This is a genomic window from Flavobacterium humidisoli, from assembly GCF_023272795.1.
In the GTDB taxonomy this organism is placed as follows: Bacteria; Bacteroidota; Bacteroidia; order Flavobacteriales; family Flavobacteriaceae; genus Flavobacterium; species Flavobacterium humidisoli.
This window is the reverse complement of sequence record NZ_CP096829.1, coordinates 2,417,264-2,443,740: the sequence shown is the minus strand read 5'-3', so window position 1 is coordinate 2,443,740 and position 26,477 is coordinate 2,417,264. Positions and strand designations below refer to the sequence as shown.

Sequence of the window (26,477 nt, the reverse complement as noted above, 5' to 3'; positions counted from 1 at the left end):
TTTTTTAATTGTTTTTAATTAATGGAATATTTGCAGTCATATCGAATAATTCTTCTAATTCTTTTATAACATCAAACGGAGGAATAAAACCAATGAATTTTCCCTCTGCAAAAGTGTGTTTTCCTTCTTTTTTTTCGTCAATTTTGACTCCTTCTTTTGCTATTTTTATTGCTAAACTAGCACTTACTTTCACAACATATGTGATGTCTAGACCATCAAAACCAAGTTTTGGTTGGTAATACAATCCTTTATCATCGTAAATTATTCCATGTCCAAAAGTAACAGAGGCAGTCCCTGCTCCTGAAGCTTCAAAATAGGCGTTTACCTTAACAACCGCAATGACCGCTTCGCCCTTTATTTTTATTCCTACTTTCAGTTCTGTTTTTAATTTGGCTTCTGAAGCTAATTTAAAATTGGAATCCTTAGCCTTGCCAGAAGTATTAAATCTAAATTCTGATTTCGTACTTATTGTTCCCGTAATTATTAAATCCATATAAATATCAACAGAGGTTTTGACACCCGCTTTATCATTGCCGAAATTGATCCCCTGCTTTAATTTTGTTTGAATTTCATTATATAATCGTAAAGCTTGAGGTCCTGCTGTTCCCATACTTACAATTTCGCCAGCTATAAAAACTGCTGCACCCAATAAATCTATCGTAATTTCTAACCCAATTAAAGGAGATGCTTCTAATACTAATTTAACATCCGTACCAACTATTAAGTTATTATTTTTAGGGTGGCTTAAAAACCAATCCCCAGTAAAGGATAAGTTGGGTGGTTTTACAGCAAAGCTTACAGGGAGGCCTGTAGGTGTAATAGAACGAATAGATCCTTTAGTTTTATTTGTAATTCCATCAGCTAAGGCACCTAGTGAATTAAATACATTATATAATTTTTTGAATTTAATATCATAATCGTCCTTTAATTCTTTACTTTGCTGATTATTATCCCATTTTGCCTGTAAACTAAAACCAATTGATGCTTCTTTTTGTTTCCATCTTCTTTCAGCACCAATTTTCCCTGCTTTACTTTGCAATTCTTTTAATTTATAATCTGATTGATTAGCCCATTTAACACTTAAATCATTAGTTAGATTTAAAAAGAAATTAAGCGACCATTTTATATCTGGGTAGGCTTTTATCTGAATAGTATGATTAGCATCATTTGAATAGTACCTACAAGAATGAACATCAATAAAATAGTTATTTGCTGAATCCATACTTTTTTCAGCATTTAAAACATGCGTTATGTTATATCTTGGCCATATATATTGTAATGGGGCAGGATTCATCCATGACAAATCTGACCTGACAGGAAAATCCAATTTATTTGCAACCTGATCTATTGCTTTGCTATATTCGGGAGAGCTAATCTTGATATTTTTTTTGTGTTTTCCTAATTCTCTAAAACAGGCTTTGTTTTGATATTCGGTAACGTCAATAGTAATATTTTGGCTATGGCTAGGGACAATAGTTTCATACACAATGGTTTGGGCATCGTGACCAAGAGAGTCAAACGAAATGTCGACACGGCGATTTTCAATATATTCTTTCTCATTTTTGTATTTTATATTATCTCTTCCTTTTTTATCATCGGTTGGGTTTACTTCGCCACGGCCTAAAGAAATAATACGACGTGAATCCAGACCGCCATCAACAAAAAGTTTTTTTACAGCATCACTTCTTTGCTGGGATAGTTTTTGATTATATTGTTCCTTGCCAATGACACATGCGTGACCATCAATTTTAATTGTTGAATAATGTGATTGCAGCAGATACTGTAAAACATTGTTTAGAATTGTTTTGGCTTCTGCTGTAATTTCATGTTTTTCAAATTCGAATAAAATGGTTTTTGAAATTGGTGTTTTTGGGTTTGTTACTTTGCTTAAATTTTGACCGTTATGAAATAATTTGGTAGTCGCCTTAGGCTCTGTTATAGAAATTGTTTCAAACTTACAAAGTTCAAATCTAGCTTCATCTTTATCTGGTTCTCCAGTTTTTAATGGAGATAAATTTGTTGGAGGTTTTATTTCTTTAGAAACAATTTTTTTGTTAATTCTTAAAAATGTAGCATGATCTGTTAAGCCTTTTTCGTCAGTAATATAAACCTTAGCAGTAGGGTCATAAATTTTCACATAAAATTCTTCGGTTTGTTTTATGTCCTTAATTGCAGTGTACCAATTAAAAGTGCTGGTTATTTCCAGATTTATTTCCCCATCAATTACAAGTACATTTGTATACTTAAAAACCGCAGGATCTGTTTGAAAATTAAGATGTCTAAAAATTAAGATCTGTAAGTTTTGGTGACCATTTAGACCTTCTGTCTTTAGATTTAAGTAAACTTTTTCGCCATAAGAAAAACAATAAGTTTTACGAATGTCTTTTCCATCATAAACCTGTGACCATTTACTACTGATTAATTTTGCAGGAGCATATCCACTTATGTAGAGACCAGTTTCATTATGAAAATCTCTTTTGCCTCCTAGACTTGCTTCAAGATAATATTGAAAAGGGCCACATAATTCTTTAGGGATACTAATCTCTTTAGGAAGGTTTGCAGACTGTACTTTTTGAATAATAATGGTTTGTTTTTTTCGATCCTGCAAGATCCAAGTTATGTTCTTTTTCTTTTCTTCCTCAGTTGTTTGATTATACCAAGACTCTACTTCAAAAGAAACAATCTGATCTGCATCAATAGTCACTTTTTTATTTGGGATAGACTTATTGGCTATTACTTTACCTTTTCCTGTCCACTTTATTTTTTTAACGCCTTTTGCCATTTTACAATAATTAGTCAAATTTTATTCCTTCATGCTTCGCTTCCTTTGTGTACATATCTCTAACATCAACCATCGGGTTTATAAGATTATGTACCATAGGTTCCGTATTTTTAAAATTCTGTTCGCCAGGTTCTGCGGTTTGTCCGTGATCTGTAATTTCAATACAATCGGGCGCTCCCATTGGGCAGGTTGCTTTGCTGTCTTCGAGTAATATTTTGCCTTCGTTACTAAGAGTTACTTTTTCATAAAAACCACTCCACTTTGTAATTGTGGCTTGGCAAACCATAAAACTGTTTCCAACGGGTTGTTTTTTGCATTTCCCAAAGGTGTTTTTTTCTAAAGTCTGACCGATTTCTTTGGATGTTGCTATAAGTTTTTCCGAACCTTCTTTGTCATTTCCAAAATGTTTATTTTGCGATTTGACTTTAATTTTATCCGTTTTAGAAGGATCTTCGCTAAACTTGCATTTGCAAGTGGCGCCTTGTACTGCAAAATGTTTTTCGCTCATAATTTGATTTTTAAAATTGCCACCACTTCTTTTTAGATTCTATTTCTTCAACAAATAATTGCGCTTTGGGTTTCACGCTCATTTCTTTTTGATCGTCTTTGTTGGATATGGTCACCGAAAATTTTTGAGGGGTTTCTAATGCCAAATCGCAGCTTATAAAAACGACTTCAGGGATATGATTTTGTGGATTTAGAAAATATTTTGCTCTGTAATTGCCTGTAACTTTTTCTTCGGAATATTCTTTTACGGGCAGACCTAATTCTTTTTCTATATCAGTCTTGGTTCGCTGGTCATTTAATTTCCCGCTAATGTCAATTACTAAAAAGTTATCGATGTCTAAGTATTCATCTACTTTTTGTTCAACCTTAAAATTAAGATTGTCGCTTTTAGCCATGAATGGAAATTCCTGTTCTTTCTGAATGCTCAAAGAGGTAGGATATTCAATATGAATTTCGTTGAAAAAAGCATTAAGAAACCAGTCTCTTGAAAGTGAAATATATAAGGAATCGCTGTCTTCTAAATTCCGATCATAAATAGAAATGTATTTTTCAACTACTTCGCCTTTGTAATATTCTCGAATCTGTTTTTTGGTTTCGACCCAACGTTCTTCAATTCGATTAAAGTTATTAATGTAAACCCATTTTCCGGTTTGATCAACTACAACCAATAGAGGATATAAGGCTGTAGAAGCTTTTTCTGCAATTTCGTGTGCCATTGTTGAGGTTCGAGTATCATTTATGTAAAGATCTCCAATTCGGTTAACCTCAAAAAAAGAATATCCATCTTCATTTTTGGCTCTCCACTTTACATTGAATTCTTGTTTTATATGATATACATTTTGTCCTTTTTCAATAGAGTAAAGAACGGCGTATGAATTGTTGATATGCGAATTGTCAAGAGAAAGTTTAAAGGAACCTTTAGTGTTTATTTTTGTTCGGTTTTGTTCTTTTTCTTTATCAGTAAGCGCAGCCTTTTCAGGCTCCAAAATAAGATATTCGAGATGAGGGGGAAAATCTGCTTCGATTAAGTCTTTTGTAGATGGAACAAATTGGTTATGGTAACTTCTGAGACGGTAAGGTTCAACGCCCAAATCTTGAGCCACACTAAGCAGAGTATCTCCTTTTTTAATCTTATACGTTAAATAGTCTTCATACGAAGGTTCTGGAATGTAGAGCATTAGGCTGATAAATTAATGGGAATCAAATATATGTTTTTTCCTGCAAAATAAATGTTTTAAGTGTAAAAAGTATGAAAATTCGCAATTTATTGATGTAGAGTGTGTTGTAAGAAAAAATCGATTTATTTTTGAACTTCAATATATTTTAGAGGCCAAAAAAAGATACAGAATCATTTTTCATTATTAATTTGGCACGTGTAAGAGATAAAGTTCATAAAGAAATAACACAAATAAAGAGGAATTAACCAATTGGTGTTAAGAAGATTTATTTTTTTTAAATGCAAGTGTTGTCTTTAATCGGTATATATAGAAGTTCCTTATTGGGCAAATGAAAGTACTAACAAATAATAGAGAAAAAGTAAAGTATGTATTTCAGCATCCTTATTTTTTTGTTTAGCTTCAAATTAAAGTATGCAAAAAGAAAAAACAAGCAAATTAGGCAATGTGTCAGATTTGTTGGCGGTTAACTATTGCATCTAACATTTGCAGATAATCAGATATTTATATTAATATCGCATAAAAATTAAAACAGCCTGAAGGCTGTTTTTTTTATTCTAATAATGGCTTAAATCTAAAAAAATGGAGTTAGATCAGACTAGGTGTTACAGATGTGTTGGTGACATGCAAAAGATGATAAATTATGGAAAAACAGAGCCTGTACGAATGGTTCGAACCCCTCCGTGGTCACTAGAGATTGAAAATCTACAAATTTAATAACGGGTAGACTTTTTTTGATATTTGTAGCATTAAATAATGATTAGCTTTATTTGTTACATAAACAAAATCGGACAGAGAATAGCTCAAATAAATAGTAAATCGATGCAACAAGAGTACCAACCGCAATCAGAGAAGTTAGAATCGTCATCCACTTTAGGTGGAACTTCTGTACGTCCTCAACGTTTTGTAACCGTTGGGCGTTTGACTTTTTCAAATTGTAAGTATTAAGATAACCTTTGGAATGTTGAATAATACCTTGATACGTTATTCTTATGTGATTTTGTTCAATGAGCCTTATTAGTTTTTCAGTTTCTAAAAACAACAAGACTTCATTTATTTTAGTTAAGTTCTTTGTTTGTTGACTTTGTTTTGAAAAGATATCATTAAATAACTCGTCTACGCTATTATTGTCAGATTGAGATAGCTCAATATCTTTAGTGGAATCATTAAAAAGTTTGTTTTTTAACTCGTTAAAATGTAAACTTAGAGTATCAGAATTAATAAGATAATCTAACGATTTATCTAACAACGAAAGTGTTTCTATAATAGGGTCAATTTGTGACATAGTTAAAGTGGAGGTGATACCTTTTTTGCCACAAAAAGCTAAGGCGGTTTTAAAAATATTAATTAGATTTCAATTTAGTAAATTGTAAGAATAAACAATTGCAAAACAATTCATCACTCTATAAATTTGAAACCATGGAAAATACTCGAAAAAAGTGGCCGTTGGAATTTAAAATTTGTGCCGTCACAATCAGTAATCAATATAAAAGTGTATTAACTGTAGCTCAAGAACTGGGCATCAGTAAAAATAGCCTCCAACATTGGAAAAAACTTTACAAGGATGGAAAACTGACCCTTGAGAAAAAATCAGATTTAGATACTAACCAGAAAGAAATAATAAGATTAAAAAAAGAAATCAAAAATATTCAAATAGAAAAGGATATCTTAGAAAGCAGCACAGGAATTATTTTACAGAAAAGACGGCTTCGCTATAAATTCATCATGAAAAACTGTGATAAATTTCCAATTATTAAGATGTGTAAAATTTTCAAGGTAGATCCAAGCTGTTTCTACAGATGGAGGAAAGACCTTTCAACGAGCAGAGCTGAAAGAAAAATATTTATAACATCTGAAATTCTAAGAATTTATCATTGGAGCCAAGGAAGGTACGGAAGCATAAGAATCACTAAAGAACTTTCAGCAATAGGCATAAATGTATCCCGCACGTATGTTGGAAAGATAATGCTAGAGAATGATCTTAAACGGGTCGCAAAACTAAAGTTCAAAAGAACTACAATCTCCTCTCCCAAATATCCTGCAGCTGACAATTTACTAAATCAGGAATTTAAAGTTAGAAACCAAAACCAGGTCTGGGTATCTGACATTACTTACATCCAAACTAAGAAAGGCTGGGCATACCTTACCGCAGTAATAGACCTCTTCGATCGTAAAGTTATAGGCTGGTCCATAAGCAAAACCATGAAAGCAATAGACACAACTATAGCCGCTTTTAAGAAGGCCTTGCGCAACCGCCCATTAATTCGAAGCCAAAAATTAATATTTCATTCAGACCGCGGAATCCAATATGCTTGCAAAGCCTTTGTCTACATTTTATCTAAAAGTGATCAGATTACTCAGAGTATGAGCAGAAAAGGAAACTGCTACGACAATGCAGTTGCGGAAAGCTTTTTCAAGACAATTAAATCAGAGTTAATTTATCAAAACCAATATACATCTATTCAAAAGGCAAAAACATCAGTCACCAATTATATCAAAAATTTCTACAACACCTGCAGAAGACATTCAGCTCTTGAATATTTAACAATCGAAGAATTCCAAAAACAATGTATTAGTGTTTTACCTCTTTAATTAACCGCATATCTTATTTCTTTCATTGAAAGTAAAAAACAATCCATTAAGTTATCCACGCTAAAATCTTAAACAAAATTGGAATTGATACCTTTTTATACATAAAACTTGAGGAAAATACGCCTAACGATGTTCTTGACTTCCTCAGTTTTACTTTCATATCAGAATGTTGGCACATTACATTCTGATAAATAAAAAGTTAAAGGTCGAATCGTATATAAATAAAAGATGAAAAAATTTTACATATACAAATGTATTTACAAATTTGTATGTATAATTTACAGCTAATAATATAAATCACTAAGTAAAAGAACAATTAAATCATTTTCTTTAGTTTCTATTACTAAATTGTACAAATTGCAAATCTTCACTTATAAATTGTTTATATTATAAATTAAAAATTAGTTGATTAGTTCACTACTTTAATGCAAAGAATCAAAAAAAAAAGAGAAAAAGTTCAAGTAAATTTTAAATAAATTTCTTCCAATACTATTACTATTATTTTTTTTTAGGCTTTACGAATCAAAATTATAAATATACAATGCGAAAAAGGTCATCTTAAGTATGGTTACTATTCTATGAAATACAATAATATTACAAACCTAAAGATTTTAATTATAAACAAAAACATTTTGCAAGAAATTAATTACCTTTACAATAACCAAATCTTTCGGTTATTGCATAATCTTCAATTTTGTAATCGCAAATTAATTTTGAACTGTGGAAACGTTGAAAATTTAGTGCAATCAAATCTTTTTATTAAATTTTCAATTCAATGAAAATTCTTGATTAAAACTCTCGAAATTGTTTAAAATTACAGCTTTTTTTTAAACCTGTAATTAGATAAAGTAATTCTAATAAATACTTATCAATACAATATATTTTTTTGACACTAATCTAAAATTATATGGATCGCCGTCATTTTATACAAACAACAAAATCAGCTTTTTTACTCATCCCTTTTATTGGCTATTTTAAATTTGATAATATTTCTGCATTAAATAATGAGCCTGCAAGTCAGGAATCCCATAACAATTTTCCTGACAAAAAGAATCATTTGGTTGAAGCTATTTGCATATTTGCAACTCCTAGTACTGGTGATGGAAAAAATGGAGATGATTCTTTTGTGGATGTAATAGTTGATATCCAATGTTACGACAGTCTCTATTCAGCTAAAGGTAGTTTTATAAATAATACAGAAATTGAAAGTAACGTAGTTCGAGATATGGGGATTAATTTTAGTGAGAAAGATGCTCATAAAATTTTTTACGATGGTATCCAAAATATCCATATTACAATTTTAGGTAATAAGCCAAACCAAAATGATGCAACAAATGATAAATGGAATCTTAGGTGGGAATTTTACATGAAATTTAAAAATAATAATATTCTGTCTACTGGTGGCAGTGAGCCTCAAATTGAATATAATTTCGTGGTTCCCCAAACTCAAATAAATATCAAAAAAGAATTTTTCACTAGAAGTCAGTTCTTAAAAGTAAGAGGCATGACTCCTGGGATGCATGTCGGATAAATATTATTAATTCAATACTCTTAAATTGCTATAAAATTCTGGAAAATATTCACGTTTGACAATTATAATTATTCTAAGTTTCTTAATTATAAATTTATGAGAAAAAAAATAATCTTTTTAATTGCACAAATTATTTTTGGGATATTTACAATAAGCGCTCAAAATAATGGCTGGATAGTTACATACAATTTTTCAACGCCTGGAGAAAGCACAAATAGGTATGGAAACTCAACACAAGATGCATTTGACCAAGTAAATAAAAAAGCGGATGCATATCATTCAGCGCAAGTGGATGATTATAAACGACAAATTAACAGATTCAACAGGAAATTAACTATATCGATTAATGTCGTTGAAAAGATGAAGCAAACACAAGTTACATCAAGCAAATATCCTCATTGTGAAGAACTTTACAAAAGAAGTTTAGAGAGTTATAAAAAACTGGAGCAAATCTCTCAAAAAGTAGCCGAAAATGTAGCACAAGGAAAAAGCATTAAAGATTATCAAAATCAGCAAGATGAAATAATGGATAAAGCCCTTGAAGATTATCATAAGGCTACGGAACTGATTGAATTAGTTGAGAATCAAGATGAAATATTAGATGAAGAAGCTCAAAATTTAATACTTAAACACAATTTACTTCCTTCAGAAAAAGGAGAAATAAAAGAACTAACCCAAAAAGTCAGGGCTGCTGAGATTCAAATACGTAAACTTAACAAAAACATTGATCCTTTAAAAAAAGAGGACCAAGAGTTGCAAAAATTAGCGCTGTATCAAACGATTTCTCAGGCATTAGTTACAAGCAGCAAAATAATTGAAAAAGCAGTCGCTATGATTAACCCAGATAAAAACAGTACGAAAGCAATAACTCTGACCCAAGCTGTCGTTGAAAAATACTTAGAAGAATACTACGAGAATGGAAAATCACCAGCAGACGCTATAAATGAAGCTTTCCAAAAAGGATACGAAAAATTCGAAAGAGATGAGCTTCTCAAAGTTAGTACTCCAATAAAAGAATTATCACGAGTACCGCTTTTAATTGAGGATATAGCTAAAGAAATAGAAAAATGGAATAAATTGGATAAAAACCAAACACTTGTCTTAAATAAAATAAACGAAGTTTTGGTATTTACAAATGATGGGATCGATAGACAGCAAAAAATTATCGATCGTTCAAATGCTGCTTCTAAAATCATAATTGAGGGAGCAATTAAGAGGCATTTAAATAAAAAAAAACTCCATTGAGGAAATCTTAAAATTTAAATCAAAACAAATCAAGATTACTTATTAATAGAAATGTAAAGCCTGGTAGTTTAATTATCAAAAGGCGATTTTAATAACCATAACAATGAAAAGACTTAGCATCAACTTATTTTTTTTTATCTTTACATATAGTCAACAGACTCCTTATAATAAAAACTATGAAATTGCTTGTCACAACTGTTACTTACCAATATATAAAAGCATATCAGATGTTTTAAAATATACGTCAGCCATTGAGATAGATGTTTGGGATAATTTTCAAGGTTTTGGGGATTTATTGAAAACTGGAAACAAAATGAATCAAGATTGGTATGTTAAGCATGATTTTTATCAAAAAGGTAATGTAAATTGTTTTGGAGGTTCTTTTAGAGAATGTTTAAATTCATTAAAAAAATGGAGTGATGAACATAAAAATCATCATGTTTTGACCATATTTATAGATAAGAAAGAAAATTGGAGTGATTCCGCTGAAACAAGAAAACCTAATGATTTAGATTTAATTCTTATATCTATAATGGGAAAAGAAAATATACTTACGCCCTTAAAACTACTTAAAGGCGAAAAAAATTTAAAAGACGCTGTTTTATCAAATTCTCTACCATCACTTGATTCTCTAAAAGGAAAATTTATTTTTGTTATTACTAATTCAACTGAAATTACAAAGCGAAATCCACTTGACGAATATTTGTCGGCACAAAAAAATGAGGCAATTTGCTTCGTTGCTCCTGAAATTAATAGTGAAAATGAAATACAAACTCCTTTTAAAAACTCTCCTGAAAATTGTAAAAACGTAATATTTTATAATATGAATTATAAGAATAAAATTCTATCTTCAAATATAAATTCAATAAACTGCATAAGCAGAATATATGATGTGCCTGAGGAAAAGATAGTTACAATGAATTGATAAAAAGCAAAATAAACTTCATCTCTGTAGACAGTTTAAAAATAGAAAAGCAATAAGTGTATTGGTTTGTCTATGCAATTCAGATTCAATTTTCACAAAAGCTTTTGTCATTTGGTACAAAATAACTCCCCCCTCCATTAATAACATAAGGGATTAATACACTTCCATGTCCAGAAAGTGGGCTGAAGTTTCGCTTTTTGTAAATTTCCAGAATATAATCTAATATTCCTTGTAGTAGTTTCGATTCATTTCTATATTTATTAAAAAACCATCCAGTGAATCATTTTCAATACTCTCAGAAGATATTACATCTTTTGCCATCGTTTTAAATATAGCTGCACTTGCATGTAGTACATTAGGATAATCTTTTTTACTTAAAGCATTCTCTCGAAATACCAGAAAACGGATGTTTGGATGAATACCAGTTTCATAATTCTCAACTTTAGTACGCGCATAATACTTTTCAAAGTTAATTATCGACTTTACTGACCTTTACAATTGCGGACGCACTGTAAAAGCAATTGAATTAGCCATGTAAAAAGATGCACAAAAAATAAAGATCGATATTTTTATTCCATTAATTGATTAAAAAATATAAATGTCGCAGTAAATTATGGCATTTTTTCTACCAGCAAACTATGGAAACAACAACCACTGTTTCACAAGCATTTACACAAATATTAAAAATATAAATTGCGATAAAAATTATTTCCTTTATAAAACTATCAAAAAAATTTCTAGAATTGAAAAAACATTTTATCTTTGCACCCGCAATGAGAAAATAATTGCGACTTATTGGAGGAATGGCAGAGCGGTCGAATGCGGCAGTCTTGAAAACTGTTGACTGTAACAGGTCCGGGGGTTCGAATCCCTCTTCCTCCGCTGAAAACGAAACCCCCAGCAGACGCTGGGGGTTTCGACATTTTAGGCGATGCCTTTTGTTTTCGAACCCGAAATCCGAAGACGGTTTTTCCCCCTCTTAAGCTCCGAAAACACTGGAGATTTTATTTCTTCTGCAATTACAGATCCTCAAAACCTGAAATTATAAGGCATACTTTTGTGTCCCTATCAGTGTCCCTAATTTTACAAAAAAAAAGATTTTTTCACTTTAAAATCAAACATTAACTAGCCTGTTTTCAGAATCATAAATAGGTAAATAAATAAAATTTACAGACCTTTAATAAACTTATTTTTTTCCAAACTGAAAATAATTCAATCATGCTCAAGATTTATTTTTTTCTAAAACTTGGAAAGCTGAACTGGAAAAACGAATCTCCGGTTTATGTTCGCCTCTGGCATGAACATGACTCAATTACAATATCAACAGGTCATTATATAACTAAAGAAAGATGGGATTTTACAAACAAGCTCCGAAGGGTGCTCAGGCTGGAAGAAGAAAAAACACTCCGCAGAAGCCTGGATGCTTTTCAACTGGCAATTGAGAAAAAATTCAACGAAATAATCCGTAGAGATGAAAGCTTTTCCCTTCGTACGCTCAAAAATGAACTTAAAGGCAAAACGCATGACAAAATTACTGTCTTAAGCATTCTCGAAATCCATATCAGTTATTTCAGCAGGAAAGTTAATCATGATGAATGATCTCGTGCAACCCTAAGCAAATACGAACGGTCTAAAGACCTGCTTTCTAATTTTATCAAGGAAGAATATCACAAAGAGGACTTGGGATGGAAATCTGTAAGCAGCAATTTTATCAATAATCTGGAATTGTTCCTTAGGTACCAAAGCACTTTCAAAGGTCATATAGGGATCAGAAACAATTCAACTGTAAAGTACATGCGCATGTACAAAACTGCTTTCAACTATGCCCTCAAGTCAGGCTTAATCGAAAAAAACCCTTTCGATCTGTACCAAGGAAAAGTAATCGAAACAGATGCAGTTTATCTGACTCCTACAGAATTAAAAACGATAGAAATAACTGAAATTACTGCAGGACGGTTAGTAAAAAACCAGAGACATCTTCATATTCTGCTGTTATACAGGATATGGCAGATGCCTCTGCTCTTAGATACGAGAATCTTGTTTCTGACAACAACAATGATCTCTGGATTCTGGTAAACAAAACAAAGACTTCATTACATGAAAACGTTCCGCTGCTTCCTCCAGCATACAGAATAATCAACAAATACAAACAACTGCAGTCAACGCTTCTGCCTGCCATATCAAATCAGAAGATGAATGAATACCTCAAGGAAATCGCAGCAGTATGCGGCATCAAAAAGAAACTGACATGGTACACGGCACGGCATACTTTTGCCACAACAGTAACCTTGGGAAATGGGATCAGAATAGAAAACGTTTCATCAATGATGGGACATGCAAATATCTTGCAGACTCAGCATTATGCCAAAGTATTGGATATAAACATAAAAGAAGATATGAAAAAACTATTGGATAAGTATAGATAGCCCCTCTATTTACAGTGAATCGACTTGATTTCAAATTTCCGTCGTAAACCTAAAGATTTTGTCGATTGTTCCCCTATCTAAAGGTTTAGCTGCAGAATTGTGGCGAAGCGCCTTTCAAGAAAAAAACTAATAATTCAATGACAAAAAGGTCCGATTATATTAAAGAACATCAGACTCAGGCAGTAAAAAATCTCTTTTTTCTTTGTCGACTGTTTCCTCATTAATTTATGCAGATTGTAGCCTTTCCAGGCATTCTCTATTTCTTTTGGCTTTATTTATTACCTGAGATCATTTTTATAAGTGCTAATTCTATTTTTACTATTTACTATAATCACTTGGTTTAACTGTATTTCCATCAAAAATAACGACAACCTGTTTTGAAGGGTAGGAAATTCTTCCATTCTGAAAACCGTGAACATCAGGAGTGACAACCATGACGTTATTCTGCGGAGCGGCAGGAGGCAGTATTTTTTTTGTAAGATCTAGAACACATAAAATAGACAATTGTTTCGCATTTCCTGATGCATATGCAACCGGCTGTTTGCTGTATTTAGCGATGATTTTATCGCGGTCTGAAATTACTTTTTCCACTTTCAGTTCGGCTATTATTCCTTTGTATCCGATTTCTACACGCCCCCCTGCCAGATGCGCCTCCTTATTTAAATTTTCGCCTATGTAATGCATCCCTATTAAATGCTGAATCATATTATCCCTGAAAATATCTTCAGATATATTGTCAATATTTTTGTAGATCCCCTGCTGTAGAGAGAAGCCCTGATAATTTAGGATTGAACTCAATAGTAAGGAAAAATCATAAAGCTCTTCCTTATCGATTGTACCAGCTTCATTTTGAATAGTTTCCAGAACATCAAACACTGCCTTATTCATGCCTTTAAAACCTGTCAGAAAATGTACCGCATTAGGATCCAGTACTTTAGCTATAAGCTGATCATAACCAATAATTGTTGGAAAAAGTCTTTCGTTGCTACCCTGAAAATAGGCTAATAATTTGACAGCCATCGATTCGTCAAAACTATGCTGGGGATATTTAAAGACAATCTGACCTCTAACCTCAATTTCAGGATCGGCAGTTTTATCAATGGGAGGAAGAATTAATTCAAACAGCGAATTATTTTGAGCTGATACCGGCATCAGGAATAATTGGCTGTATCCTTTTGGCCACTCATTAACTCTTATTTTTCCTTTAATTCCATAAATTTCCTGAGGCTTTAATATCTGCGGGTTCGCCCAAGGCTCGCTGTCGATTGAAAATTCAATAGATACCAATATAATCTCTTCTTTTGATCCATATTCCGGCTGTTGATTTCCTCTAAAACGGGCGTAGGCATCGTAATCCTGCGTAAAAAGCATAGGAAAGATTATTGTTGAAAATTCGGCTAAAACTGTTTTCGCATCGTTAACATCAGCCAGTGAAGCTACAGAAGTGAGCCAGTCCTTAATATTTTCAATAAAAGATTCCGGATAATTAAATTTAGACAGATTAATTTGATTTGCATGTAGCTTAGCAGCCTTTAGATTTGCATCTCCGCCTGCTTTTCCCGTAAACTCTTTATTAGCCCACTTGATAATATGGAATAAGACAGAAATGAAATATTTATAATTTTTAAAATATTCTTCCTCTAATGAGTCTTTTGTTATACGCTGCAGGGCTTCAATAAGAGTGATTATCTTCTTTTCTCTTTCAAGGCAGATCTCGGTCTCTGAAATTTCAAATTCTGTTGACACAAGTAATAAATTATTACGCAGGTCTTCCTGAAAATCTACAAGTTCAGGATTGTATTTTTTTTCTATCATATTCCCTTTGCGTTTTTTAACTTTTCGATTTCTAATTTTCCAGATCCTGCTGACAGTTCCGTGTCAGCTATAACGTTTACATTATCATTGAATTCATGGATGTACTGCACTGAAGCATTATGCGGTATGGCATTTGAAAAATGATCTGTCAGAATTTTAAGGTTATCATAGCAACAGAAGAAAGCCATTATCGAATAGCCATCTTTAACATCCCTAAATATGGATTTGTTTATTCTGTCTTTTAAGAAAGATGTAAAAATTTTGATATTTTTCTCAAATACTTGTGGTTTAATCCTGTACATCATGGCAAAAATCGTTTTTCGCTCATCCATTCCCTGATTATATGGATCTGGAAAAGTGTGCAATAGGAAATTAACCGCTGCAGGAAACCATACAGATTCGAATTTGTTTGATTCGGCAGCAATTGAAGTTAATCTTCTTATTGCTTTTTGTTCGCAATAAAAATCCTTCGTGTTGCAGTTTTTTACCAGTACATTATTGACAACACCTGCGTAGTCATCCGGACGTTTTTTGGTAATGAAAAGAAGATAACCCGTCAGATCTTCGCAATAATCAAATTTCTTCTCTTCAAAATAATAGTACTGTAAATTATACAGATTAATAATCAATTTAGTGAGGCGGGATTCATCAAGAAAAGGATATAGTCTATAGGAAAGCTTTGCCGCTTCTTTATGAATAAAAACGTAAGAATCGACTGTATAATCTATAATTATATCCAGCTCCTTTTCCGCTACATTCTCCGGAAGTGTCCTCATTATAGCGCCATAGGCTTCTATAGCTCTCCCCCGTACGATCGTCACAGGATCGTTAAGGAAAATCTTAACTGTATCTATAAATGTCTGCGTTACTATCTGTGGATGTTTATCGATAACGTGCACCAGATATTTCATCCCTGCATCTCTGACAGACTCCGAGTCTATATCATGTAAAAAGGAATGTATGCTGGGAAGCAGTTTACTGATATCTACAGCATCTTTCAGGGATTCTCTAAGAATGCCAATAAGTGAGGTCTTAAGAATCTGTTCTTTTTTGCTGTCAAGGTTTAGAATAATTTTTAATACTTTATCATAGAAATCATCCGGTTTTCCTTTTATTACATTCCCAATGATATCCTCTGCTATGTTTATAAACTTTTCGGCATGCATTTTTAGCGAATCAATCTCATAGAAATTTTTCCCTATCAGAGGATTAAAGGTCAGGGCTGGCTTATCTGTATTTTCAAGATCATTGATGTTCCAGTGCAGTTTGGCAAGATCTTGGTGCGCAGTCACTAAAAAGCCCAACAGAGAGTCAAAATGAGTTAAAAATTCAAGCGGTCGTTTCTTGGAAATTTCTTTAATGGTATCAAGTAATTCTTCTTTCAGCTGTTCATCTGAAATACCTATTAACAATAAAGTAACCAATTTCTGGATTATATAACTGGAATCAGTTTCTGAAATATCGAAATTTAATGATGTGCCCAGCAGTCTGCTGTAAAATTTTAAAATTTCAGCTTTCCCAGGAGAACTTATCTTTTCATATGATCTATCAATATGATCTATTACTATTTGCGCATCATGCTGATAAAGGCTTTTAAGTACTTCACGAACTGCAGCATCCGCTGAGCTGCCGTATCCATCTTCAAAGAACTCAAATGACATGATTATCAAAGAAGTAAAAGGAGTAATCATATCAGGATTTATTGCGCATAAATCACGCAGAAATCCGCAGCAGTTTATCCTTGAATGTTTGTCATTATCTTTAAGTTTTGTCTCTAAAAGAATATTAAAAGTTTTTATATTGATGTGGAATAATCTTGAAAATAAAGCACAAGCGTTAGGATACGTAATTTCAGTCAAATACCTTCTTCCATAACTATCGTCATAATCACAGTTATTAAGAATAGCTTCAAAAATTAAATCATGTTCTACTAATTCTTTGTCTGAAAGCTTTTGGTTCAGTATTTTTGCCGCCCTGTCAAGTGTCAGCGGATTTTTCAGAGTTTCCATTAGATTCTCAAATGTAAACTTTGATATCTGCATCCCGTTTTCCGTAATGTAATCAGCCGCTTCCAAGAGTATTTTTCCTGATTCCTGTCCAAAATATATTGAAAGATAATCTAGAGCCGCTTCACTGAAGAATTCAGGGGAAAGTTTAGCTGCTTCCAAAATTTTTGCTGGTGCTAAATCTATCATTTGAGAATCATCGAGCGACTGAATTAATTTTAGTATTGAAAGTGAAGTTGTTTTCTTCACAGAAGGAACAGCCTTTAAAACAGTCTCAATTTCAGCTTTTATCTTACTCTTGCGCTGTTGTTCCTCTTCATTTTTCTGCTTGTCAGCTGCCAGCTTTGCTTTATGTTCTTCAATCACACCACGACCATAATTATTTGCAGAGACTTCTTTATGTAAAGTGCAGTCAATACAATTATCTATGATAAAATCAGTAGCTATCCATTTAAAATTTGCCGCTGTTAATTCGTTTGTCGTGTGCGGACAGCATATGGTTTGATTTGTCGGAAGATTATAAATTTCAGAAATCATTCCAGCTGACTTATCAATTATTTTAATATGTTTGCACCAATTTCTTACCAGCGGAATTGTTTTTTTATTTGCCATTCCCAATTCGATGGTACTGTCTATCATAGCTTTTCCCATTTCGTCTCGAGCCATATTTTTCTTATTTTAAGTTGAATTGTTAAAATTAATTGCCTTAATTCACGGATTCAGTCTGCAGTTGTTCTGAAATTAAATTTCATAGACGGGTTTTAAAGAAGATTTTTTTTCAGCTGCTTTCAACCTAGCTTATCGTTTATTGATAACTATATGATTAGGAATCTCATCCGGTAAATTAGTAACGTTCAAAACTTCAAATATTTTTCCGAGCAAATTTTTCATAGTCGCAGTAAATAAATTTTATGACGTAAATATACTACAGTACTTCCAAATAATCTGCAATTGCATTTTCAAAAAATGCTTGCATTATTCTAGAAATGCGCTTTTCAATTCAGTAGAAATTATTAATACTTATTTTCTGAAAGAGATTACCTTTATTCAACACAAAGACAACAAGTTTTTAAAATAATTCAATGCAGATACGAAGGTTAAAGTTGCCATCGCAATCTCTTGCTTTAAAATCCATCTTTATTCATATAATTATGTAAACTAATCAGGTATTTCTACCTGTGCTTAAAAGTTATTTAAATGATATTTTTATTGCATGTTTAAAAAAACGATACGGTTTTCCGTAATGTATAAAGTTTAATATTTTTAATATTTGCACGACACCCTACATGCCTATATAATAAAGCCTATCTTCCTCAAATAAATAATAAATTCTAATACTGCATACCCGAAATGTTTGGACGACACAAGATTAAAATTTCTGACAAAATTACACTGCACTGCATCAATATAGATCAGTACTCAGACAGATTGAAAAAGTACATTGAAAACAACTTGCACTTCATCTGGAATGGAGACAATGAAGAAATTGAAAGTATTGAAGACCTGAAAGTAACCAAACAAGAATTAATAAATCTGATTGAAAATAAGTCCGCTGTGCAAAAAATAGGAATAGTTGCAGAATTTATCTGCCATCTTTACCTGAGAAGCAACAACTTCAAACAGCATTTTCTATTTAGAAATCTTGAAGAAAAAGGAATGAAAAAAGGTTTTGACGGATTATATCTTCAAAATGACCTCTATTTCGTTTACGAAAGCAAATCTTCATTGGAAAGTACTATGGATTCAACCCACAATGGAAATATAAGTGAAGCTTACAATGATCTTAAAAAGAAAATAGAAGGTACAAATGCAGTTAATGATCCATGGAGAAATGCATATAACCATTCGGTACACAGAAGTGTAAATTTCAATGAAAATATTTCGAAAACTTTAAAAAAGCTCTCTCAGGACTACGTACAGAAGAAATTCAGTAAAATCGACAATTATAATATAATTCCAAGTTCGACAATATACCTAGGGGCAAGATTTGCAACTATAGATAAAGACGACCTAAAAGTCAGAATTGAAAGCCTGACAAAAGACTACAAATTTCAGAAGATCGATGTTTTATGCATCAACAAAAATTCTATTCAGCAATTTATTAACTATCTAAATGAGTAAAATTACAAGCAGTGAAAAAAGACAGCTGTCAGGACTTAAAAACAATGAGTACTTTAACAGCTCCTTCACTAAACTAGTGCTTAATACCAAGTTGGAAGAGCATGAACAGCAATACATGCTAAGTGCGGCTTTGATATTTTTTCAATATTATAATGAAGACAAAAGATTAAAAGGATATTTTAATATTGCATATTATATCATACTCAAATACAGTTTTGTTCATAAAAACTTTAAACCTTTATATGACATCTCTTTACAGATTGGATTTTACCCCGTTTCTAATTACTTAATTACAAACGGAATGCTGGATGAAAACTTCCTGCATGAATCCATAATAAATCGGCAGATCAGTAAACGTTATGGCCGAGACAGCTATATAGAAACAATTGAACAGTACAATAGGTCAGCAGAAGTTTTCAGCAGTGTTAAAACAAAAGACACAGCCTATATTGCACCGACTTCGTATGGTAAAAGTTCAATTGTGCGAGAAGTAATCCTCCAGAATGAGTTTAACAGGATTGCTGTTATAGTTCCGACAAAATCACTTATCACACAAACTTACAATGACATACGAAAACTAAACCTAAACTATAAACTTATACTCCATGACGAAATGTACACCGGTCAGGAGAAATTTATTGGAATTCTTACTCAGGAAAGGGCAACAAGGCTGATTAATAAATTCAATATCTGTTTTGATATTTTATTTATAGATGAGGCTCATAATTTATTAAGTACTGATAGCCGTAATTTACTCCTTTCCAGGCTTATAATGCTTAATTATAAAAGTAATAAAAACCAGAGATTATTGTTTTTATCACCGCTTGTATCTGATATTTCAAATTTAAAAATAAAAAACACCTCTGAAGGTCCAATAGCAGAAAGCGTTATAAAACATAACTTAAAAGCATATGAAGTCTTTTATCTGGACAAAAGAAACAGATTATCAGCTTACAATCGATTTACTGATGATTTGTACCCTTTAGCATCAAATACTAATTTCATTGACTACATTACAACCAGATCAAAGGAAAAAAACTTTGTATACAATTACAGACCAAAAAATGTCGAAAAAATTGCAGAAGAAATATATAATAATATTTCGGTTGAAATTGAAAGTCCCACTATCCGCAAAATTTCCAAAGTAATAGAAACTGAGATTTCCGAAGACATAAATGTTGTTCAGTATATTTTAAAGGGCATCGTTTATCTCCACGGAAAAATGCCGACAATATTAAAAGAATACCTTGAATATAATTACAAAGAACTGCCTGAATTCAAATATGTTGTAGCAAACTCAGTTATTCTGGAAGGCATCAATTTCCCAATTGATAACCTTTACATTACATCTACTTTTGGCTTGAAAGCAAAAGGACTGAATAATTTAATAGGAAGGGTCAACAGGCTTAATTATGTTTTCAGGGAAAACTCAATAGAAAAAATCATTTCTAACATACATTTTGTTGACAGTGAAACTTACACCGATTCCAGAAGCAACATGATAAACAAGATAGTCCTGCTTCGTGAGCATACATTCACAGATGAAAATAAGAATCCGCTGCTGGAAAATTATAATGTCGATAATTTAGGATTAAGCAGATATGAGAAGGAATCCAAAATTATAAAAGATAATAGGATAATTGATGCTACTGATTTTCTAATCAATAGAGAGGCTAAAAACCAGAGTGACAGAATTAAATTAAACTTTATTGAAAACAACATAGACGATTTTTATAAAAATGTTGATACCATAATTCCTACTGTCATTTCAAACATTCAGAAGATTACAGATCCTGATAATGTGATTCAGACAATTTATGAAGTCTTCATACAGAACCTTTCTTATGAAATAAAGGATTTTGAAGTGGAACGTTTAAAAAATGAAAAGGCAAGAAATTATTATAAATACTATATTGAACTATTCCAGCTGTTTGGTTTAAAGGAAAAAATTAACGATACTATTAAATATTTTGAAATAAAGGCTCAAACTGCTGATCCGTTTTTGTATATAGGCAGTTCTTTTGGTGATACAATTAGACAATCAGCTGTTTACACTAATTCTGAAACCCAGCAAGAAGTTTACATTAATCTCCAAGATAAAAATAGACAGCGACTGGCAAATATTGCTCTTATAAAGATAAAACTGGAAGAGGATTTTGTCAGTTTTAAAATTAAAAAGCTTATCGCATTTTTGTTTGATTTCAATCTCATAAGTGAAAAGGCATACTTTCTAGCTGTATATGGAACTGCTGACGTTAATTTAATCAATCTGACAAGGATAGGACTTGGTCCTAATATAATAAGGCTTTTAAATGAAAACGAGCAGATTAAGAACATTCAGTTTGATGATAACGGCAATTTGATTTCTAACAGTGATTTTAAGCAGTTCATTCGCAGACAGCCTGAACTTGTGCAGTTCGAAATAAACAAATATGTTAGATAACGATTTTTGTTTAAATTAAAATATTTAAAATATCGTTGCTTTATTTATACTTTTATAAATTCTGTTAAAACGTTAAAACATGACTAACTTTTCAAATAGTTATTTTGGAAAAAACCTGGAGGAACTTGATTATTCGGATATAACGGCATTCTTTAATGCAGAAAAGGAAGAGTCTGATAAGATCGAATTTAAAGCCTATCATCCTCAATTCGGTAATCTCGGTAAGAATCTGGAAGGGGTAATCAGAGGCATTTGCGCTTTTTTAAACTCCAGCGGAGGCCTTTTAATCTGGGGTGCACCTTTGGCAAAAAAATTGCATGACATAACAATTTTTCAAGGAAACCTCTCGCCAGTATCAGATCTATTAGAGAAAGATTCTCTGATTAGCAGAATATCTGATTCAATTACACCTCTTCCAATAAATATCAATATAAATATTTTAGAGCAAGACAAAAATTACATTTATGTTTTTGAAGTGCAGCAAAGCAACTACAGTCCCCACCAGTTCAAAAATACATATTGGGCAAGACTGGACGGCCAGACAAAACCAGCTCCGCATTACCTAATCGAAGCTTTGTTTAAAAAAATTACATATCCCAACATTGAAGGCTATATAAATCTTGAAAAATTTGGCAGTTATGATCACAAAAGGTCTTATCTAGACATTTCTATAATTATTATTAATTTTTCAGAGTTGCAGAATGAATATGACGTTTCCTACAGGGTTTTATGTCCACAGGCGCGTTTTGAAGGAAGCTTAAAACCTTCACTTTCTCCGAACTATCAAATGCAGGGACATGAGTTTATAAATAATGGTCATATTAAGATACTGCACTTTGGATCACCTGATAAACTAAGCCAAAAGCTTGTTTTTGACTTAGAGGAGATACAAGAGAAGAATCAATCCGAAATAGACATAGTACTAATTTTTGGGGGCAAAAATTCGCCTCTAAAATTCTCAGAATACAAACTTAATTTTTCACTCGGCAGAATTTCAGGCAACAATCCAGCTGAGTTATTAAGTTATAAACTTGAGAATATTACGGCTGCAGAAAAACAGAAGAAGCTTGGTACTACAAGAGAAAATCTATTAAAGACTATTTTAAAAAGATAAGAAGAGAGTTTTATTTTAGAAAGGGTCGAAGGAAATTTAATAAAATTACATGGATAAATTTAAAGAGCACATCTACAGCTGGCTAACAGAACTGGAAGAAGATACTGCCGCTGCATTTTTAAGTCAATGCGAAATTAATCAAATCTACATCGACACCCTATTCTCGATGGACAGCGATATGGAAAGCTATCTGTATGAAGTTATTATAGATGTTCCTTTAAAGACATACCGTAGACTAGATGAGTATTCATTAGAAACAAAAGCCATCGAATCGGCAATTAGGGAGTCTGGCGAGTCTGAAGGAATTCACGTAAGAGATTTAACATGGCGGCCTTATCTCCGGGAAGAAAATAAAAAACAGGCAGATGAGAAAGCCGAAATTATTACCGAATTTCTTACCCAGGAGTACGTAAATAAACAAATCAGGCTTATGAATAAGTCTGTTGAAAGCAATCCTCATTTAGCTGTAGGAATTTCAAAAGAGCTTATTGAAACATGCTGCAAACATATATTGACAGAAAAAAATATAGAATTTGATAAGACCTGGGATGTCTCCAAATTGGTTAAGGAAGCCAACAAGAATATAAATTTACTTCCATTTGAAGTAGAAAATGCAGAACTAGGAAAAGCATCGGTGGCGAAAATTTTAGCAGGTTTCTCAAACATTGCCCATGGGATAACTGAACTACGGAATTCATACGGAACCGGGCATGGTCATTCCCCTGAGTTTAAAAGTCTTGATTCCATATATGCAAAACTTGCAGTTTCAGCCTCCAGCGAACTTGCAATATTTTATTTGCGCCTTCTACAATTAGGGGGTAAAAAAATATAAATTTTTTAGTACTTTTTTTCCATTGCGGACAGGCAGGTTTTTAAAGTTGATCTGTTAGTTGATCAATAGAAATGAAAAGCTGAAATACCCAGTATTTAAGCAGTCCTGCTACAAAAAATTAAGATATATTCACTCTTAAAAAAGATCCTAAAGAATTAGGAAGGTAATTTTTCTAACATTATCTTATTCCATGTTTAAGGATAAAAAAATATATTTAATTCCCTATTTTAATTAGTATCTGGTACAAATCGTTTATCTTTGAAGAACAACTTGAGAGTTAAATTTGTACTGTACCTATGGGTGTACCAAGTTAAAAAAAATGCTAAAAACACCAGCAATTGCTGGGATCTAAATATGGTTAGCGGTACCTCTTTCTCCGCCAGCAGAAGTTTCAAAAGAAACTCTAAAAGTTAAATCCTTTAAATCTTACGATTTAAAGGATTTTTTTATTGCTTTTAATAGAAAATATGCTGTTTCCACAGAACTGATAAAACTTTTACAAAGGCAAACTAAGAAGCTTTAAAACAACTGTAAAACAAAAACGGATAAGTTTTATTTACCTCATCCGTTTTTATTTTAATCACAAAGAAAACTGACTGCTCCTAATAAGGCTGCAACTTCATTGTCATTTGAAATGGAAACTTGAATTTCGGAACCAGATTTCTGAATTGTTTTGTTAAATGAAGACAAAAACAAATCGCTTGCATTGGCAATTTTTCCACCAATAATAATATGATCTGCTGTAAAGTTGGCAATCCATGGAATTGCGACTGTTGCTAAGTCCTCTCCCATTCTTTTAAATACCTCAATTGCCTTCTGATCTCCATTTTTCGCTAAATTGTAAAGTTCTAAACCATTATTAAGATCGCTACCACTTAATGATTTGTAATGGGATAAAAGACCTCTAACCGAAACATAATCTTCTGCAACTCCATCTTTATAAGATAGATTGTATATTTCGCCATCAGCGGGAACAGAATTACCTGAACTTATTGATGTTCCTTTGTCAATAAAACAAGCTCCTAATCCTGTTCCTAATGTTACAGCCATTACTTTTTTAGAAAGATTTTCCTGTTGTTTAAAAACTTCTCCTTTTCCAAAACAAACAGCGTCATTTTCAAAAAGAATTGGAAAATCTGCAGGAAAATCTAGAGTTTCCAAAAGCAATTCTCGAATGTTTAATCCGTAAAAATGTTCATATTTAGATTGATCTTTAATCCAGCAAATACCATTTTTATAATCAAATGGTCCAGGCATGCAAATTGCAATTCCTGCAATATCTTTAATCTTAGAATTTTCTATTGCGGTGCTGATTACTTTTTTCCAGATACTCATAACCTGATCTGCTGGCATATTTGAATCAAAAGATTCTTTACAAAGCGAAAAGTCAAGAACTTTCATTTCTGCTTTATCAATAACCGCAGCTGTAATGTGCGTTCCTCCTATATCCAGCCCAATGGCGTATGATGTATTCATTTTTAATTATTTAGCTTTAGTACTAGATATTTTTGTCTTTTAAAATTTGAGGATAATGAATACTGGTATGTACAATCATTTCGCCAAATAATGTATTCGCCCAAGCAAACCATTTACGGGTAAATTTGTTTACATCGTCTTTATGAAATGATTCGTGCATAAATCCTGTATCGGCGTTTGTTTTAATTAAATTGCTGATACAAGCCTTTATTTCTTTATCGTCTACACTTGTAATGGCTCTCAAAACAATGCTCATAGGCCAAATCGTATCTACTCCTGTATGCGGACCACCAATACCTTCTCCTGCTTTTCCTTTATAAAAAAACGGATTATTCTCAGACAGCACCACTTTTCTTGTATTCAGATATAAAGGATCATTTGGAGCAATAGCGCCTAAATATGGTAATGACAATAAAGATGGCACATTGGCGTCGTCCATCATGTGGAAACTGCCGTATCCGTTTACTTCAAAAGCTATGATTTTTCCGAATTTTGGATGATTGATAATTCCGTGTTCATTAAGACCTTTCTGAACCTCATCTCTTAATTTTGTGGCTTTCTCAACCAAATCATTATCCTTTAAGGCTGGAAGAGAGAAAATTTCAATCAGATATCCTAAGATTTCGATTGCAAACATATTACTCGGAATCAGATAACCGAATAAAGTAGAATCGTCGCTTGGCCTGAAAGTCGAAACTATTAATCCGCAAGGTTTTACAGGATAACCATAACCTCCTAGCGGAACGCCGTCTGTTGCCCAAGCCGTCTGACGCTGAAAACTATAAGGTCCGCCTTTGCCATCCATTCGCTGCTGTTCTTTAAAAGTCTGCAGAACCAAAAGCATCGCTTCTTTCCATTTTGAATCAAACAAACTGATGTCTCCTGTTGCTTTCCAATATCCATGTGCTAATCGAACGGGATAACACAAACTATCAATTTCCCATTTTCTTTCATGAATTCCAGGCTGCATTTTGGTAAGATCATTTTTCCACTCGCTTTCTTTTGTAAAATCTTTATAAAAGGCATTTGCGTACGGATCCAAAAGAATGCATTTCGCTTGACGATTAATTACTCCTTTTACCAATTCTGCCAGTTTTGGATCTTCTTTTACAAACGGAATATACGGCCAGATCTGCGCTGTACTGTCTCTTAACCACATAGCATCAATATCTCCTGTAATTACGTAGGTATCTGGCTTTCCATCGATAATTTCAAAATCGACTGTGGTGTCTAGGGTATTTGGAAAGCAGTTTTCAAATATCCACGCCAGTTCAGGATTGGCAATTTGTTTTTTAATGCGTACGATAGCGGCTTCAATTGCTTTACTCGTAAATTTTCTTTCGGCAACAGGAGGCCTTTTTGAAACAAAATCTTTTAGTGGAAACTGAAAAGTATCTGAATTAAATCCGAAAGCTTCTGTCTGAAGTGCCAGTAATCCTGCTGAAAAAATGCCTGCATTTCTTATAAATTTTCTACGTGACTGCATA

Annotated in this window: 19 protein-coding genes and 1 tRNA gene; 12 read left to right on the top strand and 8 right to left on the bottom strand. The window is 32.5% G+C overall.

What is annotated here, in order from left to right; all coding sequences use genetic code 11:
• Window positions 1-4 precede the first annotated feature (4 nt).
• The 4 genes from M0M44_RS10820 to M0M44_RS10805 form a co-directional block, all read right to left on the bottom strand.
• Window positions 5-2,782 carry an OmpA family protein gene (locus M0M44_RS10820; protein ID WP_248729757.1) on the bottom strand — a complete coding sequence of 926 codons (2,778 nt, stop codon included), beginning with the start codon at window positions 2,780-2,782 and terminating at the stop codon, window positions 5-7.
• A 10-nt stretch (window positions 2,783-2,792) separates the two neighbouring features.
• Window positions 2,793-3,290 carry a DUF4280 domain-containing protein gene (locus tag M0M44_RS10815; RefSeq protein ID WP_248729756.1) on the bottom strand — a complete coding sequence of 166 codons (498 nt, stop codon included), beginning with the start codon at window positions 3,288-3,290 and terminating at the stop codon, window positions 2,793-2,795.
• A 10-nt stretch (window positions 3,291-3,300) separates the two neighbouring features.
• Window positions 3,301-4,467 carry a peptidoglycan-binding protein LysM gene (locus M0M44_RS10810; RefSeq protein ID WP_248729755.1) on the bottom strand — a complete coding sequence of 389 codons (1,167 nt, stop codon included), beginning with the start codon at window positions 4,465-4,467 and terminating at the stop codon, window positions 3,301-3,303.
• A 763-nt stretch (window positions 4,468-5,230) separates the two neighbouring features.
• Complete coding sequence (locus M0M44_RS10805; RefSeq protein ID WP_248729754.1) at window positions 5,231-5,749, bottom strand: hypothetical protein; 519 nt, start codon at window positions 5,747-5,749, stop codon at window positions 5,231-5,233.
• A 134-nt stretch (window positions 5,750-5,883) separates the two neighbouring features.
• Between M0M44_RS10805 and M0M44_RS10800 the strand changes: the two genes are divergently transcribed.
• From M0M44_RS10800 to M0M44_RS10770, 8 genes are all read left to right on the top strand, one after another.
• On the top strand, window positions 5,884-7,056 hold the full coding sequence (locus M0M44_RS10800; protein WP_248729753.1) for an IS3 family transposase: 1,173 nt from the start codon (window positions 5,884-5,886) through the stop codon (window positions 7,054-7,056).
• Between the two features lie 907 nt (window positions 7,057-7,963).
• A complete protein-coding gene (locus M0M44_RS10795) occupies window positions 7,964-8,587 on the top strand; it encodes a hypothetical protein (RefSeq protein ID WP_248729752.1) in 624 nt (207 codons plus the stop codon).
• 96 nt (window positions 8,588-8,683) lie between these two features.
• Window positions 8,684-9,832, top strand: a complete 1,149-nt coding sequence (locus tag M0M44_RS10790) for a V-type ATP synthase subunit I domain-containing protein (protein WP_248729751.1) — start codon at window positions 8,684-8,686, stop codon at window positions 9,830-9,832.
• Window positions 9,833-9,935: 103 nt separating this feature from the next.
• Window positions 9,936-10,757: a Ca2+-dependent phosphoinositide-specific phospholipase C gene (locus M0M44_RS10785; RefSeq protein ID WP_248729750.1), complete on the top strand. Its 822-nt coding sequence runs from the start codon at window positions 9,936-9,938 to the stop codon at window positions 10,755-10,757.
• Between the two features lie 797 nt (window positions 10,758-11,554).
• A tRNA-Ser gene (locus tag M0M44_RS10780) sits at window positions 11,555-11,639 on the top strand.
• Between the two features lie 336 nt (window positions 11,640-11,975).
• Entirely contained in the window at window positions 11,976-12,356 is a 381-nt protein-coding gene (locus M0M44_RS10775) for an Arm DNA-binding domain-containing protein (RefSeq protein ID WP_248729749.1), read from the top strand.
• A 39-nt stretch (window positions 12,357-12,395) separates the two neighbouring features.
• Window positions 12,396-12,833, top strand: a complete 438-nt coding sequence (locus M0M44_RS23870) for a phage integrase SAM-like domain-containing protein (RefSeq protein ID WP_420842779.1) — start codon at window positions 12,396-12,398, stop codon at window positions 12,831-12,833.
• On the top strand, window positions 12,761-13,183 hold the full coding sequence (locus tag M0M44_RS10770; protein ID WP_248729748.1) for a site-specific integrase: 423 nt from the start codon (window positions 12,761-12,763) through the stop codon (window positions 13,181-13,183). Before M0M44_RS23870 ends, M0M44_RS10770 begins: the two co-directional genes overlap by 73 nt.
• A 318-nt stretch (window positions 13,184-13,501) precedes the next feature.
• Here M0M44_RS10770 and M0M44_RS10765 read toward each other — a convergent pair whose 3' ends face one another.
• Complete coding sequence (locus M0M44_RS10765) at window positions 13,502-14,998, bottom strand: hypothetical protein (RefSeq protein WP_248729747.1); 1,497 nt, start codon at window positions 14,996-14,998, stop codon at window positions 13,502-13,504.
• The gene (locus tag M0M44_RS10760; protein WP_248729746.1) at window positions 14,995-17,670 is read right to left on the bottom strand and encodes a hypothetical protein; all 2,676 of its coding nucleotides are present in this window, start codon (window positions 17,668-17,670) and stop codon (window positions 14,995-14,997) included. Before M0M44_RS10760 ends, M0M44_RS10765 begins: the two co-directional genes overlap by 4 nt.
• Before the next feature lie 762 nt (window positions 17,671-18,432).
• On the opposite strand from M0M44_RS10760, the gene M0M44_RS10755 reads away from it, so the two are divergent.
• From M0M44_RS10755 to M0M44_RS10740, 4 genes are all read left to right on the top strand, one after another.
• On the top strand, window positions 18,433-19,125 hold the full coding sequence (locus tag M0M44_RS10755) for a hypothetical protein (RefSeq protein WP_248729745.1): 693 nt from the start codon (window positions 18,433-18,435) through the stop codon (window positions 19,123-19,125).
• Between the two features lie 301 nt (window positions 19,126-19,426).
• Window positions 19,427-21,568: a DEAD/DEAH box helicase gene (locus M0M44_RS10750; protein ID WP_248729744.1), complete on the top strand. Its 2,142-nt coding sequence runs from the start codon at window positions 19,427-19,429 to the stop codon at window positions 21,566-21,568.
• 79 nt (window positions 21,569-21,647) lie between these two features.
• Entirely contained in the window at window positions 21,648-22,682 is a 1,035-nt protein-coding gene (locus tag M0M44_RS10745; protein ID WP_248729743.1) for an ATP-binding protein, read from the top strand.
• Between the two features lie 49 nt (window positions 22,683-22,731).
• Entirely contained in the window at window positions 22,732-23,514 is a 783-nt protein-coding gene (locus M0M44_RS10740; protein WP_248729742.1) for an abortive infection family protein, read from the top strand.
• A gap of 576 nt (window positions 23,515-24,090) precedes the next feature.
• Here the strand turns inward: M0M44_RS10740 and M0M44_RS10735 are convergent.
• Together M0M44_RS10735 and M0M44_RS10730 are read right to left on the bottom strand one after the other, a co-directional pair.
• On the bottom strand, window positions 24,091-24,990 hold the full coding sequence (locus tag M0M44_RS10735; protein WP_248729741.1) for an ROK family protein: 900 nt from the start codon (window positions 24,988-24,990) through the stop codon (window positions 24,091-24,093).
• Between the two features lie 22 nt (window positions 24,991-25,012).
• Complete coding sequence (locus M0M44_RS10730) at window positions 25,013-26,476, bottom strand: glycoside hydrolase family 125 protein (protein ID WP_248729740.1); 1,464 nt, start codon at window positions 26,474-26,476, stop codon at window positions 25,013-25,015.
• Window position 26,477: the final 1 nt, after the last annotated feature.